The 14,150-nt window shown below is 63.2% G+C and carries 12 protein-coding genes and 1 pseudogene; 7 read left to right on the top strand and 6 right to left on the bottom strand.

The window, feature by feature from the left end; genetic code table 11:
* Positions 1–22 precede the first annotated feature (22 nt).
* The 3 genes and pseudogenes from ftsZ (at position 23) to ACERIM_RS13235 (ending at position 3,304) form a co-directional block, all read left to right on the top strand.
* Positions 23–1,189: a cell division protein FtsZ gene (gene ftsZ, locus ACERIM_RS13225; protein ID WP_373633035.1), complete on the top strand. Its 1,167-nt coding sequence runs from the start codon at positions 23–25 to the stop codon at positions 1,187–1,189.
* A gap of 450 nt (positions 1,190–1,639) precedes the next feature.
* Positions 1,640–2,602: a hypothetical protein gene (locus tag ACERIM_RS13230; protein ID WP_373633037.1), complete on the top strand. Its 963-nt coding sequence runs from the start codon at positions 1,640–1,642 to the stop codon at positions 2,600–2,602.
* Between the two features lie 72 nt (positions 2,603–2,674).
* A pseudogene (locus tag ACERIM_RS13235) lies at positions 2,675–3,304 on the top strand (DDE-type integrase/transposase/recombinase).
* Positions 3,305–3,400: 96 nt separating this feature from the next.
* Here ACERIM_RS13235 and ACERIM_RS13240 read toward each other — a convergent pair.
* Positions 3,401–3,805 (bottom strand): hypothetical protein, encoded by a 405-nt coding sequence (locus ACERIM_RS13240; RefSeq protein WP_136396861.1) that lies wholly within the window; start codon positions 3,803–3,805, stop codon positions 3,401–3,403.
* Positions 3,806–4,003: 198 nt separating this feature from the next.
* Positions 4,004–4,639 carry a rubrerythrin family protein gene (locus tag ACERIM_RS13245; protein WP_373633039.1) on the bottom strand — a complete coding sequence of 212 codons (636 nt, stop codon included), beginning with the start codon at positions 4,637–4,639 and terminating at the stop codon, positions 4,004–4,006.
* An 86-nt stretch (positions 4,640–4,725) separates the two neighbouring features.
* Here ACERIM_RS13245 and ACERIM_RS13250 point away from each other — a divergent pair, with 86 nt between their 5' ends.
* Complete coding sequence (locus ACERIM_RS13250; protein WP_373633041.1) at positions 4,726–5,907, top strand: MBL fold metallo-hydrolase; 1,182 nt, start codon at positions 4,726–4,728, stop codon at positions 5,905–5,907.
* A gap of 4 nt (positions 5,908–5,911) precedes the next feature.
* Here ACERIM_RS13250 and ACERIM_RS13255 read toward each other — a convergent pair whose 3' ends face one another.
* On the bottom strand, positions 5,912–6,244 hold the full coding sequence (locus ACERIM_RS13255) for a 2Fe-2S iron-sulfur cluster-binding protein (RefSeq protein ID WP_049964979.1): 333 nt from the start codon (positions 6,242–6,244) through the stop codon (positions 5,912–5,914).
* A gap of 195 nt (positions 6,245–6,439) precedes the next feature.
* On the opposite strand from ACERIM_RS13255, the gene ACERIM_RS13260 reads away from it, so the two are divergent.
* From ACERIM_RS13260 to ACERIM_RS13270, 3 genes are all read left to right on the top strand, one after another.
* Complete coding sequence (locus tag ACERIM_RS13260; protein ID WP_373633043.1) at positions 6,440–8,191, top strand: alpha/beta fold hydrolase; 1,752 nt, start codon at positions 6,440–6,442, stop codon at positions 8,189–8,191.
* A 90-nt stretch (positions 8,192–8,281) separates the two neighbouring features.
* Positions 8,282–9,685 (top strand): geranylgeranyl reductase family protein, encoded by a 1,404-nt coding sequence (locus ACERIM_RS13265; protein ID WP_373633044.1) that lies wholly within the window; start codon positions 8,282–8,284, stop codon positions 9,683–9,685.
* Positions 9,686–10,114: 429 nt separating this feature from the next.
* Positions 10,115–10,909, top strand: a complete 795-nt coding sequence (locus ACERIM_RS13270) for a DUF4397 domain-containing protein (RefSeq protein WP_373633046.1) — start codon at positions 10,115–10,117, stop codon at positions 10,907–10,909.
* Positions 10,910–10,922: 13 nt separating this feature from the next.
* On the opposite strand, the gene ACERIM_RS13275 is transcribed toward ACERIM_RS13270, so the two are convergent.
* The 3 genes from ACERIM_RS13275 to ACERIM_RS13285 form a co-directional block, all read right to left on the bottom strand.
* Entirely contained in the window at positions 10,923–12,149 is a 1,227-nt protein-coding gene (locus tag ACERIM_RS13275) for a M48 family metallopeptidase (protein WP_373633048.1), read from the bottom strand.
* 129 nt (positions 12,150–12,278) lie between these two features.
* The gene (locus ACERIM_RS13280) at positions 12,279–13,556 is read right to left on the bottom strand and encodes an amidohydrolase (RefSeq protein ID WP_373633050.1); all 1,278 of its coding nucleotides are present in this window, start codon (positions 13,554–13,556) and stop codon (positions 12,279–12,281) included.
* A gap of 81 nt (positions 13,557–13,637) precedes the next feature.
* Entirely contained in the window at positions 13,638–13,973 is a 336-nt protein-coding gene (locus tag ACERIM_RS13285) for an uS10/mL48 family ribosomal protein (protein ID WP_006181433.1), read from the bottom strand.
* Positions 13,974–14,150: the final 177 nt, after the last annotated feature.

Consider the following 14,150-nt stretch of genomic DNA (forward strand, 5'->3'; position numbering starts at 1 on the left):
CATCTTTTAGACAGGGCCAAGAATGGACTCTCTCATCGACGACGCAATCGACGAGGCCGAAGACGGGGAGGCCGCGGTCCCCGACGAGACGCCACAGGGCGGACAGTCGGCCGACAACACTGGGTCGGACGGCCGACAGACCGGGACGATGACCGACGACGAACTCGAGGACGTTCTCCAGGATCTCCAGACCGACATCACCGTCGTCGGCTGTGGCGGTGCCGGCGGGAACACCATCAACCGCATGCACGAGGAGGGGATCCACGGCGCGAAACTCGTCGCGGCCAACACCGACGTCCAACACCTGGTCGAAATCGAGGCCGACACCAAGATCCTCATGGGCGAGGACAAGACCGGCGGCCGCGGGGCCGGTTCCCTGCCCCAGGTCGGCGAGGAGGCCGCCCTCGAGAGTCAAGAGGACATCTACGAGGCCATCGACGGCTCGGACATGGTCTTCGTTACGGCTGGACTGGGCGGCGGTACCGGGACCGGTTCCGCACCCGTCGTCGCCAAGGCCGCCCGCGAGGCCGGCGCGCTGACGATCTCGATCGTCACGACGCCCTTTACCGCGGAGGGGGAGGTCCGGCGAACCAACGCCGAGGCCGGCCTCGAGCGCCTGCGAGACGTCTCCGACACCGTGATCGTCGTCCCCAACGACCGCCTGCTCGACTCCGTCGGTAAACTCCCCGTCCGACAGGCGTTCAAAGTTTCCGACGAGGTGCTGATGCGCTCGGTAAAGGGGATCACGGAACTGATCACGAAACCCGGCCTCGTCAACCTCGACTTCGCCGACGTTCGCACCGTCATGGAACGGGGCGGCGTCGCCATGATCGGCCTCGGCGAGGCCGACTCCGAGGCCAAGGCCGAGGACTCGGTCAAGACCGCCTTGCGCTCGCCACTGCTCGACGTCGACATCTCCGGCGCGAGTTCCGCGCTGGTCAACGTCACCGGCGGCAACGACATGGCCATCGAGGAGGCAGAAGGCGTCGTCGAGGAGATTTACGACCGTATCGACCCCGACGCACGCATCATCTGGGGGACCTCGATCGACGAGAGCCTCGAGGGCAGCATGCGCACCATGATCGTCGTCACGGGCGTCCAGTCGCCCCAGATCTACGGCCGACCGGACGGCGAGGAGCCGGTCCAGCCCGAGCCCGCGGACGGCGAGGACATTGACTTCGTCGAGTGATGGGGACCGCGAGCCGTTAGACCGCAGAGCGGATCAAAGGGAGGAAGGTCCATCTTCACCACTTCTAGCTGTCTATACTCATATTTCAGGACCGTGAACTGTAAGTAAGAATTGCGACAAAGATGTCCGAACGATCCCGTTCACCTTCTACATCTTTTCGATCACATGGTCGAGTTCTGCTTCCATCACATGTCCATTAAAAATCCTGACTGGTTGCCCTTCATCGAGAAATATGGATTTTATATAGACTAAATATTACACAAACTACTCAGTTTCTCGCTGCCGCTGGTAGATATCTGACTTTTCTTGTTCTCCACGTTTCAACAACAGGTTCGAAGCCACGTCTAAAAGTGGTTTTAAACGGTTTTCAACACGGATCGACTGCTCCCGCCGGTCCCTCTATCTGATACATGAAAAGATTTATTATAGTTAAGAGTAAAATAAAAATTGATGTCTAAGGATAATAGAATAAATAGAAGAAGAATACTAAAAAGCACCGCGGCGTTCGGTACAGCATCGGCTACCGGACTCGTTGGCGTAAGCACCGCATCAGCGAATAACGCGACAGTCGATATCGACTCGTTGCTGGCGAGAACGGAAGTTGAGTCGATCATGAAGGAAATTCCAGGACTGGAGCTACAGTCGGACGACACCATAGTGCTGGAGAACGGGTCGGTAATCGTTTTGATTCCGGCGAACTACGGATCGCTGGTCGTCACTGACTCGGAGAACGGACGAACGGCGGCGTTCTACTTCGAAGAGCGGGTTCCTGCGCTCGACGCCGATTGGCCCAAGGGAACCCACGCTCGGTTGCAGGCGACGGTTGACGATCCCGAGCCCCTGTTCCAACGAACCACGACGGACGAAGAAATGCACCGCTATCTCGTTTCTATCGGTGCATCGGACCTCCGTACCGACGACGTTCATGTGAGTGTGACTCCGGAAACAGACGAGATCGACGTCACACACATAAACAGCGACGAGCGCGTGATGACTGTTATCCGTGCTCAAATTTCGGACAGTAATGTGGAGAAAGCACGTGGCACACTGTCCAAAGCCTCGGGGTCCGCCCCCACCGCCGAGATTATAGAAAGAGAACGTTATGGGACTGGACGCAGTGCTGACGGGTCTGGTGGAGTACAGGTTGCATCTGTGGGTGGATGTGGCGGCTGTGGCGATGACATTGCCCTTGACGTACTTTACTGTCTAAACCAGGTAAAGAACTGTGGATTGTGTACGATCGGAAGCCCCGCCCCGCCAGTCGCCGTGGCCTGTTGGCTGATTGTGTGCTTCGGCGTTTCCTCCGCTGACGGTGTTTCAGCGGTACTCGATGACGTTAATATTCCCGGTTGCACGAATCTTGCCGGATGCGCCGCCGATTGCTTCATAGAGGAGTGGAAGGAATTGTGGTAGATTCTATAACACGGCACTGTCTAGTTGGTTCAGGTTGAGAAGTGAGCAGGCCGCTGAATTTCTTGTCCAAGGATGCTCTTAAACCTGATCAGCGGGAGTTATTCGGCGGATTTAGAAGAATCGTGGGAAACCGAGCGGACGGTGAACGCCTCAATGGACGTTCCCATTCACTTCCACGAAACTAGTTGTTCCCTTAATGAAATAACAACGATTTTATCCGAATTCGGTGTTGAAGGCTCGCATGGAGCGATTTGGAATGGAGTCCATCGTCTGGCTGACAGCGGTTGCGACCCGCCGACGGCGAAGTCGTCAAGGTCGCAGTTGACGAAACCCCTGTCAAAATTAATGGCGAATGGCTTCGGTTGTATGCTGCAATAGACATCGAGACAAGGTTGATTCTCACCTTCGACTGTTTGGTCGGCATGGTACCGATCCAGCAGCTGCGTTTCTGCATCAACTCAAGGAGAAACATGATCTTTCTGAGACTATGTTTCTCGTTGACCAATTCGACTATTGGACTGCCTCTCTTGAGTAGGACTGAGCAGTCAGGTCAGCTATATCGAGTGTTGCTTGATCGAAAAGTGGTTTCACACCTTCATGCGGATTGACCGCTTTCATAACTTGTGGGTGGGAAGTTGATCGAGTGTCCGCGGGTTACTTAGACAATTTATGCGCTACTATAACCGCCAGAGACCGCACTAAACTCTCGTTGGGAAGGTATCAATCGAGAATGTGCAGAACTAGACCGTTCCTGAGTGCTGGACGTGTGAGTGCGCATCAGGTAGGAAATTAAGGTATTTATGCAGTATGATACTGGCGTAATATTCTAAAAAGAAGGAACGCACCGATTCCACTGATCACAAGAAGGACAAGTTGAGATTTCGACCCTGGTGCTTGAGATCCAGCTGCTTTAAAAGGAACTCCAGTTATAAGGGTGAGAGCAAACAATTTTGCTCTCGTAGACACTAGTATTGATTTGATCCTAGCATATGAGACTTGGGTAGATTTACTTTTCTCAAAACCATTTCTTTTAAATATATAATAGGGGAATAACAAAAGACCACCAAGAGGAATGAGAATGGCTAGGTCATATCGCTGAAATTCATCAAGGTCAAAGCGACACATGTCCACGTATACGAATATAGCGATTAGAAATTGAATCAAATATATAGACAGGAGTATAATCCCTGTTGAACTGGCCATATATCCCATAAGGGTTAGTCAGAAATAAATTTTTTGGAGTGGAATAGTTGTGTGTGGTTTAATAATTTATAAATTATAACCAAAGACCTCGACATGTGAGGATGAGACCTCTAAAATCACTCGCTCTCGATGATCGCTCACAGATACGATGCTTGGCCTGAGGAAAGTACGCCGTCAGACTTAATCACTGCCCCTGCCTCAGCAAATTGGTTTCGGGTCGATCCCCAACTCGTCCAGCGAACCCGCGTATGCATCGTACGCGGCCCCGATCACCGCCTCGGCCGCGTCTCGAGCCTCGTTCCAGTCGGCGTCGTCCGTACAGGCCTCGGTGAGCAACGCGGCTACCCGCTCGCCCTGCGCGACCGTCTCGCTGCGCAGTTCCCGGAACAGATCGGCTCGCGACTCGTCGCCCTCGTTGACGAAGAAACTCACTACCTGCAGGTGGGTCCGATCCCCGACCAGCGCTCGCCCGACGAGCCCGCCCAGCCGGGCCGCCGTCGACTCGAGCGAGCGAAGTTCGGCGTGCATCGGGTCGACGCTCTCGGCGTCGCCTTCGTACTCGTCCTCGAGCAAGTCCGTAATGCGGTCGCAGTGGTCTCGCTCCTGCGTTCGGAACTCGGCGAAGATATCGGTCGCCTCGGCGTGGTCCTCGTCGTCAGTCCACTCGGCGAGGGTCGCCGCGGCGACGCGCTCGCTGTCCGCAGCGGTCCGGAGGACCCGTTCTTCGGTCAGGTCCGCGTCGGTCAGCGCGACGAGGCGTTTCGACGAGCCGAGCCGCTCGAGTTCGGTTGCCATCGACTCCGCGACCGCGGCCTCGAATTCGTCGGCGTCCATACCGGCCCGACACCGGCCAGGGTGTTGAACGTTAGCCAGCGGTGTCCGCCGGCGGGTTTACCAGCGACGGGGACGTATCCGAACCCATGACCGACCGGAGCGACGCCGACGGACCGGCCGACGTCCCCTCGATCACGCCAGTGGCGCTGGCCGAGCGGCTACGAACCGGGTCGGAACTGACCGTCCTCGACGTCCGTGACCGCGACGAGTTCGAGCGCTGGCACCTCGCGGGCGAGGGGGTCGAGGCCGTCCAGATCCCGCACATGAAGTTCATCCAGGCACAGGCGACCGGCGGGGTGACCGACCTCGCGGCCGACCTCAAGGAGCCGATCCTGGCGGTCTGTGGACACGGCGAAGCGAGCGCCCACGCCGTTTCCCTCCTCCGGGACGCGGGGATCGACGCCGCCAACCTCGCCGGCGGGATGGACGCTTGGGCCGACCTGTACGTCGCTCGCGAACTGCCGGTCGACGCGCCCGCGACGGTCGTCCAGTACGACCGCCCCTCGAGCGGCTGTCTCGCCTACGCGATCTACAGCGACGGCGAAGCCGCGGTGATCGACCCGCTTCGGGCCTTTGCCGACCGGTACACCGCCGACGCCGACGACCGGGGCGCGACCCTCGAGTACGCCATCGACACGCACGTCCACGCCGACCACGTCAGCGGCGTCCGGACGCTCGCGGACCGAACCGATGCGACGGCCGTCGTTCCCGCGGGCGCGACCGACCGCGGGCTGGCGTTCGAGGCCGTGACCGTCACTGATGGGGAGGAACTGCGGGTCGGCGACGCGACACTGACCGTCGCGGCCACGCCCGGACACACGAGCGAGTCCGTCTCCGTCCGGCTCGAGGGTGACGGCGGCGGGCCCCTGTTTACCGGCGATACGCTCTTCCTCGAAGGGGTTGGCCGACCGGACCTCGAACGCGGCGACGAGGGCGCAGCCGCCGCTGCCGAGGCGTTGTACGAGACGCTTCAAAACCGCGTCCTCGCGTTCCCCGACGACACGACGATCGCGCCGGGCCACTACGGCGACGCCGCCGAGTCGAGCGCGGATGGGACCTACGCCGCCCGGCTCGGCGACCTCCGCGATCGCCTCGAGGCGCTCTCGATGAACGATCGGGAGTTCCTGGCCCACGCGACGAGCGACCTCCCGCCGCGGCCGTCCAACCACGAGCGCATCGTGGCGGCGAACCTCGGGCACGAGGCGATCGACGACGAAACGGCGTTCGAACTCGAGTTGGGACCGAACAACTGCGCCGTCGCGGACTAACCGGTCAGTCGTCGGCAACCGCGCCGTCGCTCGAGACGGCCTCGAGGTCGCCCTCGATGCTCGGCGGATACTTCCCGCGGTCGAGTTTCAGGTCCGACTGCGGCCGGGCCATACAGGTCAGCGCGTAGTTCTCGGCTTCTTCCTCGGTGAGTCCGCGGGCAGCGGGCTGGGTGACCTCGCCCGCGACGATCTCGGCCGAACACGCCAGACACATCCCCACCCGGCAGGAGTATTCCTGGGCGATGCCCTCCTCGAGACACCGGCTCAGGATGGTCTCTTTGTCGGTACAGGTGATCGTCTCACCCGTTCCGACGAACTCGATGGTATACTCGGTCATACGGCTCGATACGGCGGACCTCACTAAAACTCTTTATTCCCAGCTATCGTGACACTCTGTGCGATCCGGTGGGGAGCCGATCCTCCCGGAACCGTTTCGGAGCTTTCAGCCCCGCACAGCCGGCTCAACACACCGATTCTATCGTTATTTATAATCGTAGTTTTTATTTATAACAATTAACGATGGTCGTCTGCGATGTCACTGACACGCAAACAGGTGGGACTGCTCGCACTCTCGCTACTGCTCGTCTTCAGCGGGAGCGCGCTGGCACAGTGGGGGCAAACGGCAGGCGGCGATATCGACGTCGAACGCGTCGAGATCGAGACCGACGACGGGGGGACGATCGACGGTTATCTCTACGTCCCCGACGGGGTTAGTGCGGACGACCCCGCGCCCGGCGTTCTCGCGATTCATGGCTATATCAACTCCAAGGAAACCCAATCGAGCTTCGCGATCGAGTACGCCCGGCGCGGCCACGTCGTCCTCGCGATCGACCAGCCGGGCCACGGCTACTCCGATCCGCCGGCCTTTTCGAACGGTTGGGGCGGCCCGCCGGCGCTCGAGTACCTCGCCGATCACGAACTGGTCGACGAGGACAACATCGGCCTCGAGGGCCATTCGATGGGCGGCTGGGCGGCGGTCTCGGCAGCCGCGGAGCATCCGGACAGCTACGAATCGGTCGTCCTTGTCGGCTCGTCGACGGGCTCGGCGGGCGCGCCCGAGGGCAACGAGACGTTCCCGCGGAACCTTGGGGTCGTCTTCGCGGACTACGACGAGTTCCACTGGCTGATGTGGGGGTCCGCGACCGGGCCGGCGACGCCGCAAAGCGAGAAACTGCAGTCCGTCTTCGGCACCGACGACGGGATCAACGAGGGGGAGGTCTACGGCTCGGTCGACGACGGCACGGCGCGGGCGCTGTACACGCCGCGGACGACACACCCCGGCGCACACCACACGCCGAGTGCCGTCTCCGACACCGTCGGCTGGACACAACGAACCCTCGAGGGAGCCGATGAGGAGCCGGGCGATCACGTCTGGTACTGGAAGGAGATCGGCACGGCGATCGCACTGCTTGGCGGGTTCCTCTTCTTGGTGCCCGCCGGCGCCGTGCTGACCAGTCGGGAGCCGTTGGCCGACGCGACGCGGACGGTGCCCGACGCGGTCACCGAGCGCGACCGCGGCTGGTACGTCGCGGCCCTGCTCGCGGCCGTGGTTCCGGTCGTTCTCTACTACCCGACGATGCTCGTTGGCAGTCAGGCAATGCCGGTGACGGCTATTACGCCACAGGGAGAGACGAACGGCATCGTCCTCTGGGCGCTCGCGAACGTCGTCGTCATCGCCGGCCTGTTCGGGCTGTGGCACCGCAATAGCGGTCGGTCGCTCGGCGACGAGCGATACGGGCTCGATATCGGTGACGGCGCGGCGACCATCGCGAAATCGCTCGCGGTCGCAGTCGGCGTGGTCGGGGGCCTCTACGTGCTGCTGTGGATCGTCGACACGGTCTTCATGACCGACTTCCGCGCCTGGGTCCTCGGACTGAAGCTCATGTCGACTCTCCACGCCCGGATCTTCGTGACCTATCTCCCGGCCTTCCTCGCCTTCTTCGTCGCGCTCGGGGTCCTGTTGCACGGCCGACTCCGGACGCCGGAGACGACGCGGTCGCTCCCGCGGGCGATGGCGACGAACGCGGTCATCCTGACTGGCGGGTTCGCACTCTTGCTCGTGATCCAGTACGGCACGCTGTTTGCAACAGGTGCGCTCGCGGTCCCGATCACGGCACTGCAGACGATCATCGCCTTCCAGTTCCTCGCCTTGCTACCGGTCATCGCGGTGGTCTCGACCTACTTCTTCCACCGGACCGGCCGGATCTGGACCGGTGCGTTCGTCAATGCCCTTTTGATCACGTGGCTGATTGTCGCCTCGCAGGCGATCCACTACCCGTTCTAGGGACTGCCGGGTCCCGGGGCGGGAGGTGCCCCGTCTCGGGGCCGGATCGACCATAAAACGTTTTCTTACCGCGGTGTCCAGAGTGTTGGTATGAGTACGCAGGAGCAGTCGGCCGCGGGTGCGGCGACGACCCGGTCGCCGGACGCCGTCGTCGTCGGTGCCGGGACGTCAGGGTGTTACGCGGCAGCGACCATCGCACGGGAGGGCTACGACGTGGTCATCCTCGAGCGAAAGGACGAGGAAGAGGCGGGCCACATCGCCTGTGGCGACGCCCTGAAGGGTGCCGATGCCTTCCCCGAAGCCATCCCGAAGTCCAAACTCGAGCCGGCCTTTACCAACACCGACGTCGACCACGGCCGGTTCGAGATTCCACAGGAGGATACCGTCCTCGAGATCCCGGTACCGGGCGAACTGGCCGTCATCGACCGCTGGGAGTACGGCCGCCGGATCATCGACGGGGCCGAGGACAGGGGGGTCGAGTTTCGCTACGATACGGTCGTCCAGAACGTCCGCCAGAACGACGACGGCCGCGTCACGGGCGTCGAGGCGATCCGCAAGGGCGACCCGGTCACCTACGAGGCCGACATCGTCATCGACGCCGCCGGCTCGCTGTCGGTGCTGCAAGACCACGTCGACTTCTCCGACTCCACGTTCGACACCAACGTCGACTACAGCCACTTCTGTTCGGCCTACCGCGAGATCGTCGAAGTCGAGGAGCCCGTCGAGTGGGACGACGCGCTGGTCTTCAAGCCGACCGAGCGCGCGGCGGGCTATCTCTGGTATTTCCCGCGGACCGACACCGAGATCAACGCCGGCTTGGGCTTCCAGATGACCGAGGAGCCGATGCAGTTGGTCGACGACCTCAAACGCGACCTCGAGAACCGCCCCGAGTTCGAGGGTGCCGAGGTCGAGGACAAACTCGGCGCGGCGCTGCCCACCCGACGACCCTACGATTCGGCCGTGCATCCTGGCTACATGGCCATCGGCGACGCCGCCGGCCACGTCAACCCCACCACCGGCGGCGGCATCGCCGGGGCCGCCTACGGCGGCAAGTACGCCGCCGAGCGGGCCATCGAGGCCCTCGAGACGGACGAGTTCGGCGAGGACGTCCTCTGGGAGTACAATCAAAAAGTGATGGACCACTTCGGCGCGCGCTACGCCGCGCTGGACGTCTACAACATCCTCTCGACGGCCGTCGACGTCGACGACCTGATGAGTCTACTCGCCGCCATGCCCGGCGACAAACTCGCCGAGGCGCTGTACTCGGGCAGTACCGACATCGGGCTCAAACTCAAACTCGAGGCGCTGGTCAAGAGCCGCGGCCACTGGGGCACGATCTGGAACCTCTATAAGACCAAGCGCCGGGCCGACGAACTCCTCTCGCACTACGAGAACTACCCGACCAGTCCCGAGGGGCTGGCGGGCTGGCAGGACCGCCGTGACGACCTCATGGAGAAGGTCTACGAGACGACCGGGGCCGACCCGAAATACTAGCCACCGAACTTTTGCTCTGCGGGCGCGGCGAAGCCGCGCCCTCGGCAAAATCTCGAGAGAGCGCGAAGCGCTCTCTCGGACCTCGCGGGGGCTTCGCTCCCGCTTAGCTTCGATGAAAAGCACTCCTCCTTCCGTTCGTTCCTTTCAGTCACTCACATCAGTCGTCGGCCCGCTCGCTCACCCTTCGGGTTCGCTCGCGGTCGGTGTCGGGCGGCGGCCTGCCCTCCCCCGAGTCGCGGACTCCTCGCGGGGCTCGGAGCCCGCTCCCGGCCAGTGATCGTTCGATCTGTTTCGTTCGATTGACTCTCGAGTAACTGGAACGTTCGGCCGTCGGATACCGGTTCGCTTCCCGTAGTATCGTTTCCCGTGAATATTCCCCTACGCTGTTAGGATATCTTGGCTTTCCTATCCGTCAAATAACGGGTTATGATGGCACGGAACCACACACGGCGACGCGCACTGACACTGATCGGAACCGCGAGCGGCATCGCGCTGGCCGGTTGTATGGGCGGCGACGACGGGGACGACGAGGAGATGAGCGACGACGATTCGGGCAACGGCATGGGAGACGACGGGATGGACGACGACTCCGGGTCGGACGACATGGAGTCGTCCGGCTCGAACGTCCGGGTCGCGCACCTCTCGCCCGACGCCCCCAACGTCGACGTCTCCGTCGACGGCGACGCCGTCCTCGAGGACGTGCCCTACCGGGCCGTCAGCGACTACCTCGACCTCGAACCCGACACCTACGAGGTGATGATCACGGCCGCCGGCGACGCCGACACCGTCGTCTTCGATCAGGAACTCGAGATCGCCGAGGGGTCGTTCACGATCGCGGCGCTCGGCGAACTCGCCGACGAGAACCAGCCCTTCGAGCCGGCAGTTCTGGAAGACGACGTCAGCGATCCCGGCGACGACGCGCGGGTGCGGCTGGTCCACGCGTCGCCGGACGCCCCTGCAGTCGACGTCACCGTCGGCGACGGCGAGACCGTGCTGTTCGAGGACGCTGCCTTCGGCGACGCGGCCGCGACCGAAGTGCCGGGCGGCGACTACACCCTCGAGGTCCGCCCGGCGACGGAGACCAACGACGGCGACGTGGTCGCGACCTTCGACGTCGCTCCGGAGGGCGGCAACGTTTACAGCGCCTTCGCCGTCGGCTACCTCGAGCCCGGCTCGGCTCCCGCCGACGAGGCGTTCGACCTCGAGGTCGTCATGGACGCCTGATCGACGATACGGATCAGCGCTGGGACCGAAGCCGTTCGATCCGGCGCGCCGTCGGCGGGTGCGTGCCGAACAGCCGCCGGTGGAGGAACCGCCGCGTACGGTCGAAAAAGCGGTGTTCCTCCCACGGCGGCGGGACGATCGAGAACGCAGCCGTCGAACGGTGTTTGCGGAGATCGTTCGAGGGCCGTTCCTCGAGGGCGGAATCGAGTTTCTCGAGGGCGCTTGCCAGCGCCGCGGGGTCGCCGGTGATCGCGACGGCACCGCGGTCGGCGACGTACTCCCGATAGCGGGTGACGACGGCGACGGACCACCGGACGAGGAGGATGACCATACCACACGGGACGGCCACAAACGGGTGGAAATCGTAGCGCTCGATGAGCGCGGCCGCGGAAGCTGCGGGCACCGATAACGCGGTCAGCACCGCCGCGTCCCTGTTTTTCGCGTGGGCGAGTTCGTGTGCGAGGACGGCGTCGAGTTCGCGGTCATCGACGGCCTCGAGCAGGCCCTTGGAGACGACGATCGTGGACGATCCGGCCCGATAGCCGACGGTCGCTGCCGTCGGCGTCGACGAAACGCCAAGACGGACCGTCGGTGCGGGGAGATCGACCTGCTTGGCGAGCCGGTCGACACGGCGTTGGACGGCAGTTCGGCGTTCCTCGAGGTCCTCGTCGGGCCGATCGATGACGCGGACGACGCCTTCGATATCGCGGAGCGCAGCGGCGTCATCGGTTCGTTCGGAGTAGGCGATCCACGCCACGTGTGCGAGGACGACGAGGACGCCGACCGCAGCGGCGGCGGACAACGGATCGACGATCGAGCGCCACGCGACCGCCTCCGTGACTGCGAACCCGACGAACGTCCCGAGAGCCACACCGCCGAGCAGGCCGAGGATTTTCGGCCAGTTCGCGATCGCCTCCGCGGACAGCAGCGTCTCACCGACGGCTTCGACTGCGTTGGCGGTCCCGTCGTGAGCGATGCGATCCGAGAGGGTCTGTTCGGGATAGTAGCGTCGGATCACGATCGCGATGCCGAGCCAACAAATGAACGCACCAGCGAACAGTAGCGAGACGAGGAAGAAAAAAGCGAGAAAATCCTCGAGCGCCACGAGGAGAAACAGCGCGACGAACCCGCCGACGACGAACTCGAGTGCGAGGACCACGAGCTGTGCGGCTCCGACGAGAAGTCCGGCGACCGCCATCCGCACCCAGAGTCCGAGGTGGAGGGGCGTCGGACGGATCACCGACCGGCCACCTCGAGCGCGGCCGTTCGGGTCGTCGATCGCGAATCGGGGACTGGATCAGTGGACTGCACCGTCACTGATCCGTACTGGTAGGATACCCAAGAACATTCGGGGTCCGTTCTCAGTCGGTTACTGGTCGTGGCCGAGTCGCTCGATCGTGCCCGCGAGCGTGTCGATGCCGTGTTGGATACTTGCCTCGTCGACGTCGAACGTTGCGGTGTGGTGGCCGCCGGGATGGTCGGTGCCGACGCCGACGTAGCAGGCACTGCCCCCGTTTTCTTGCACTGCTCGCATCAGATAGGTCGCGTCCTCGCTGCCGCCCAGTTCGTCGCGCTCGAGGACGCGCTCGACGCCGGGCGTCTCGCCGGCGACGTCGGCGACGATCGAGACCAGTTCCTCGTCGCTGGTCGCGCTGGGGGCCTCCGCACCGATCTCGATTTCGACCTCGCAGTCGTGCATCGCGGCGGCGCTCCGGAGGACCTGCCGGGTCCGCCCTTTCATGTACTCCATCAGGTCGGTCGTCTCACCTCGTACCTCGGCGACGATCCGGGCCTCGGCCGGGATGACGTTGGCCGCGCTGCCGCCCTCGACGACGCCCGCGTTGACCCGCGTCGCGCCGTCGTTGTGCCGTGGAATCCCGTAGAGGTTCTGGACGGCCGTCGCCATCGCCTGGACGGCGTTGCGGCCCTGCTCGGGGTGTCCCCCCGCGTGGGACGACGCGCCGGTGAACTCGGCCTCGAGGTGCGAGACCGCCAGGAAGCCGTCGATACCGGCGACGATCTCGCCGGTCGGGTGGTCGAGGCCGATGTGAACCGCGAGCAGGTCGTCGACGTCCTGTAGGTGGTCGCTCTCGGCCATCGCCTTCCCACCGCCGACGACCTCCTCGGCGGGCTGGAAGAAGACCTTGAAGGTTCCCGCGAAATCGCTCTCCGCGATCCGCTCGAGTACGCCGATCCCGATCGTCGCGTGGGCGTCGTGGCCGCAGGCGTGCATCGCGCCCTCGTGGTCGGAGCGAAAGCCCTCGGCGACGGGCCGGTGGCCTGGGTCGTCGGACTCGGTTTGGGGGAGGCCGTCGATGTCGACCCGAAGGCCGACGGTCGGTCCTTCGCCGCGCTCGAGGACGGCCACTGCACCCGTATACCCGCCGTCCAGTCGCTCGAGAGTAGCGTCGTCGACGCCGGCGTCCCGCGCCTGTTCGTACCAGTGGGTGAATTCGGTTTCCTCGGGGACCGCCAGCCGGTGGTCGCCGGCGATCGCCTCGGGGCCGACGTGGAGTTCGGCGAGGTCGTCGCCCAGTCGGGACTCGAGTTCGTCGACGATCCGTGCAGTCGTGTAAAACTCCCGCCAGGCTGGTTCGGGTTTTCGGTGCAGGTCTCGACGCAGCGTAACGAGGTCGTCTGCGGTCATACCGTCGTCTCGTCGTGAACGATCAAAAACCCTCCCGACGGTTTCGGTGTCCGACGATCGCAGAAGTGCGACCGAGGCCAGTCAGTTGCTGCGGCCGGCCCCGTGGATCTGCTCGACCTCGGCCTCGATGTGGACCGAGTCGGGGAAGTTCTGTGAGGCGATATTGCGCGCGAGGTCGTCGTGGCCGTGGATCTCGAGTTCGCGGGTGAAGACGGTGTACTCCCAGGAGTCGAAGTGACGGTCGTCGTCGGCGTGGAGCCGGCAGCGCTGGGGGACCGACAGCTTTTCCGGCGGGTGGGAGTGGGGACCTTTCAGTGCCGCCCCCTTCCGTTCGGCGGTGGTTTTGATGTCCTCGACGATGCCATCGAGCGCGGCGCGATCGCCGCTCTGGAGGGTGAGACGGGTGACGAAGGTCATGGCTGGTGCTGTCGCATACGTCTGCGACGGGCGCGTAAAAACCTGCTGAGACGCGTCGCCGGCACGACAGTGAACGACTGCAGACGATCGCCCGTCTCGTGCGTGACAATCCGGTCGGATCCGTGTCCGTAGGACGAACAGTCCGATATTCTCTTAACGTCGCACCTGTTAGCCCAC

Origin of the sequence: Natrinema sp. H-ect1, from assembly GCF_041821105.1 — an archaeon.
Taxonomy (GTDB): domain Archaea; phylum Halobacteriota; class Halobacteria; order Halobacteriales; family Natrialbaceae; genus Natrinema; species Natrinema thermotolerans.

Excerpts from the sequence above, each read along its gene's own strand:
- ACERIM_RS13255 (WP_049964979.1), bottom strand. The coding sequence starts at position 6,244 with ATGACCGAGTATACCATCGAGTTCGTCGGAACGGGTGAGACGATCACC.
- ACERIM_RS13285 (WP_006181433.1), bottom strand. The coding sequence starts at position 13,973 with ATGACCTTCGTCACCCGTCTCACCCTCCAGAGCGGCGATCGCGCCGCG.
- ACERIM_RS13270 (WP_373633046.1), top strand. The coding sequence starts at position 10,115 with ATGGCACGGAACCACACACGGCGACGCGCACTGACACTGATCGGAACC.
- ACERIM_RS13260 (WP_373633043.1), top strand. The coding sequence starts at position 6,440 with ATGTCACTGACACGCAAACAGGTGGGACTGCTCGCACTCTCGCTACTG.
- ACERIM_RS13280 (WP_373633050.1), bottom strand. The coding sequence starts at position 13,556 with ATGACCGCAGACGACCTCGTTACGCTGCGTCGAGACCTGCACCGAAAA.
- ACERIM_RS13245 (WP_373633039.1), bottom strand. The coding sequence starts at position 4,639 with ATGGACGCCGACGAATTCGAGGCCGCGGTCGCGGAGTCGATGGCAACC.
- ACERIM_RS13230 (WP_373633037.1), top strand. The coding sequence starts at position 1,640 with ATGTCTAAGGATAATAGAATAAATAGAAGAAGAATACTAAAAAGCACC.
- ACERIM_RS13265 (WP_373633044.1), top strand. The coding sequence starts at position 8,282 with ATGAGTACGCAGGAGCAGTCGGCCGCGGGTGCGGCGACGACCCGGTCG.
- ACERIM_RS13240 (WP_136396861.1), bottom strand. The coding sequence starts at position 3,805 with ATGGCCAGTTCAACAGGGATTATACTCCTGTCTATATATTTGATTCAA.
- ACERIM_RS13250 (WP_373633041.1), top strand. The coding sequence starts at position 4,726 with ATGACCGACCGGAGCGACGCCGACGGACCGGCCGACGTCCCCTCGATC.
- ftsZ (WP_373633035.1), top strand. The coding sequence starts at position 23 with ATGGACTCTCTCATCGACGACGCAATCGACGAGGCCGAAGACGGGGAG.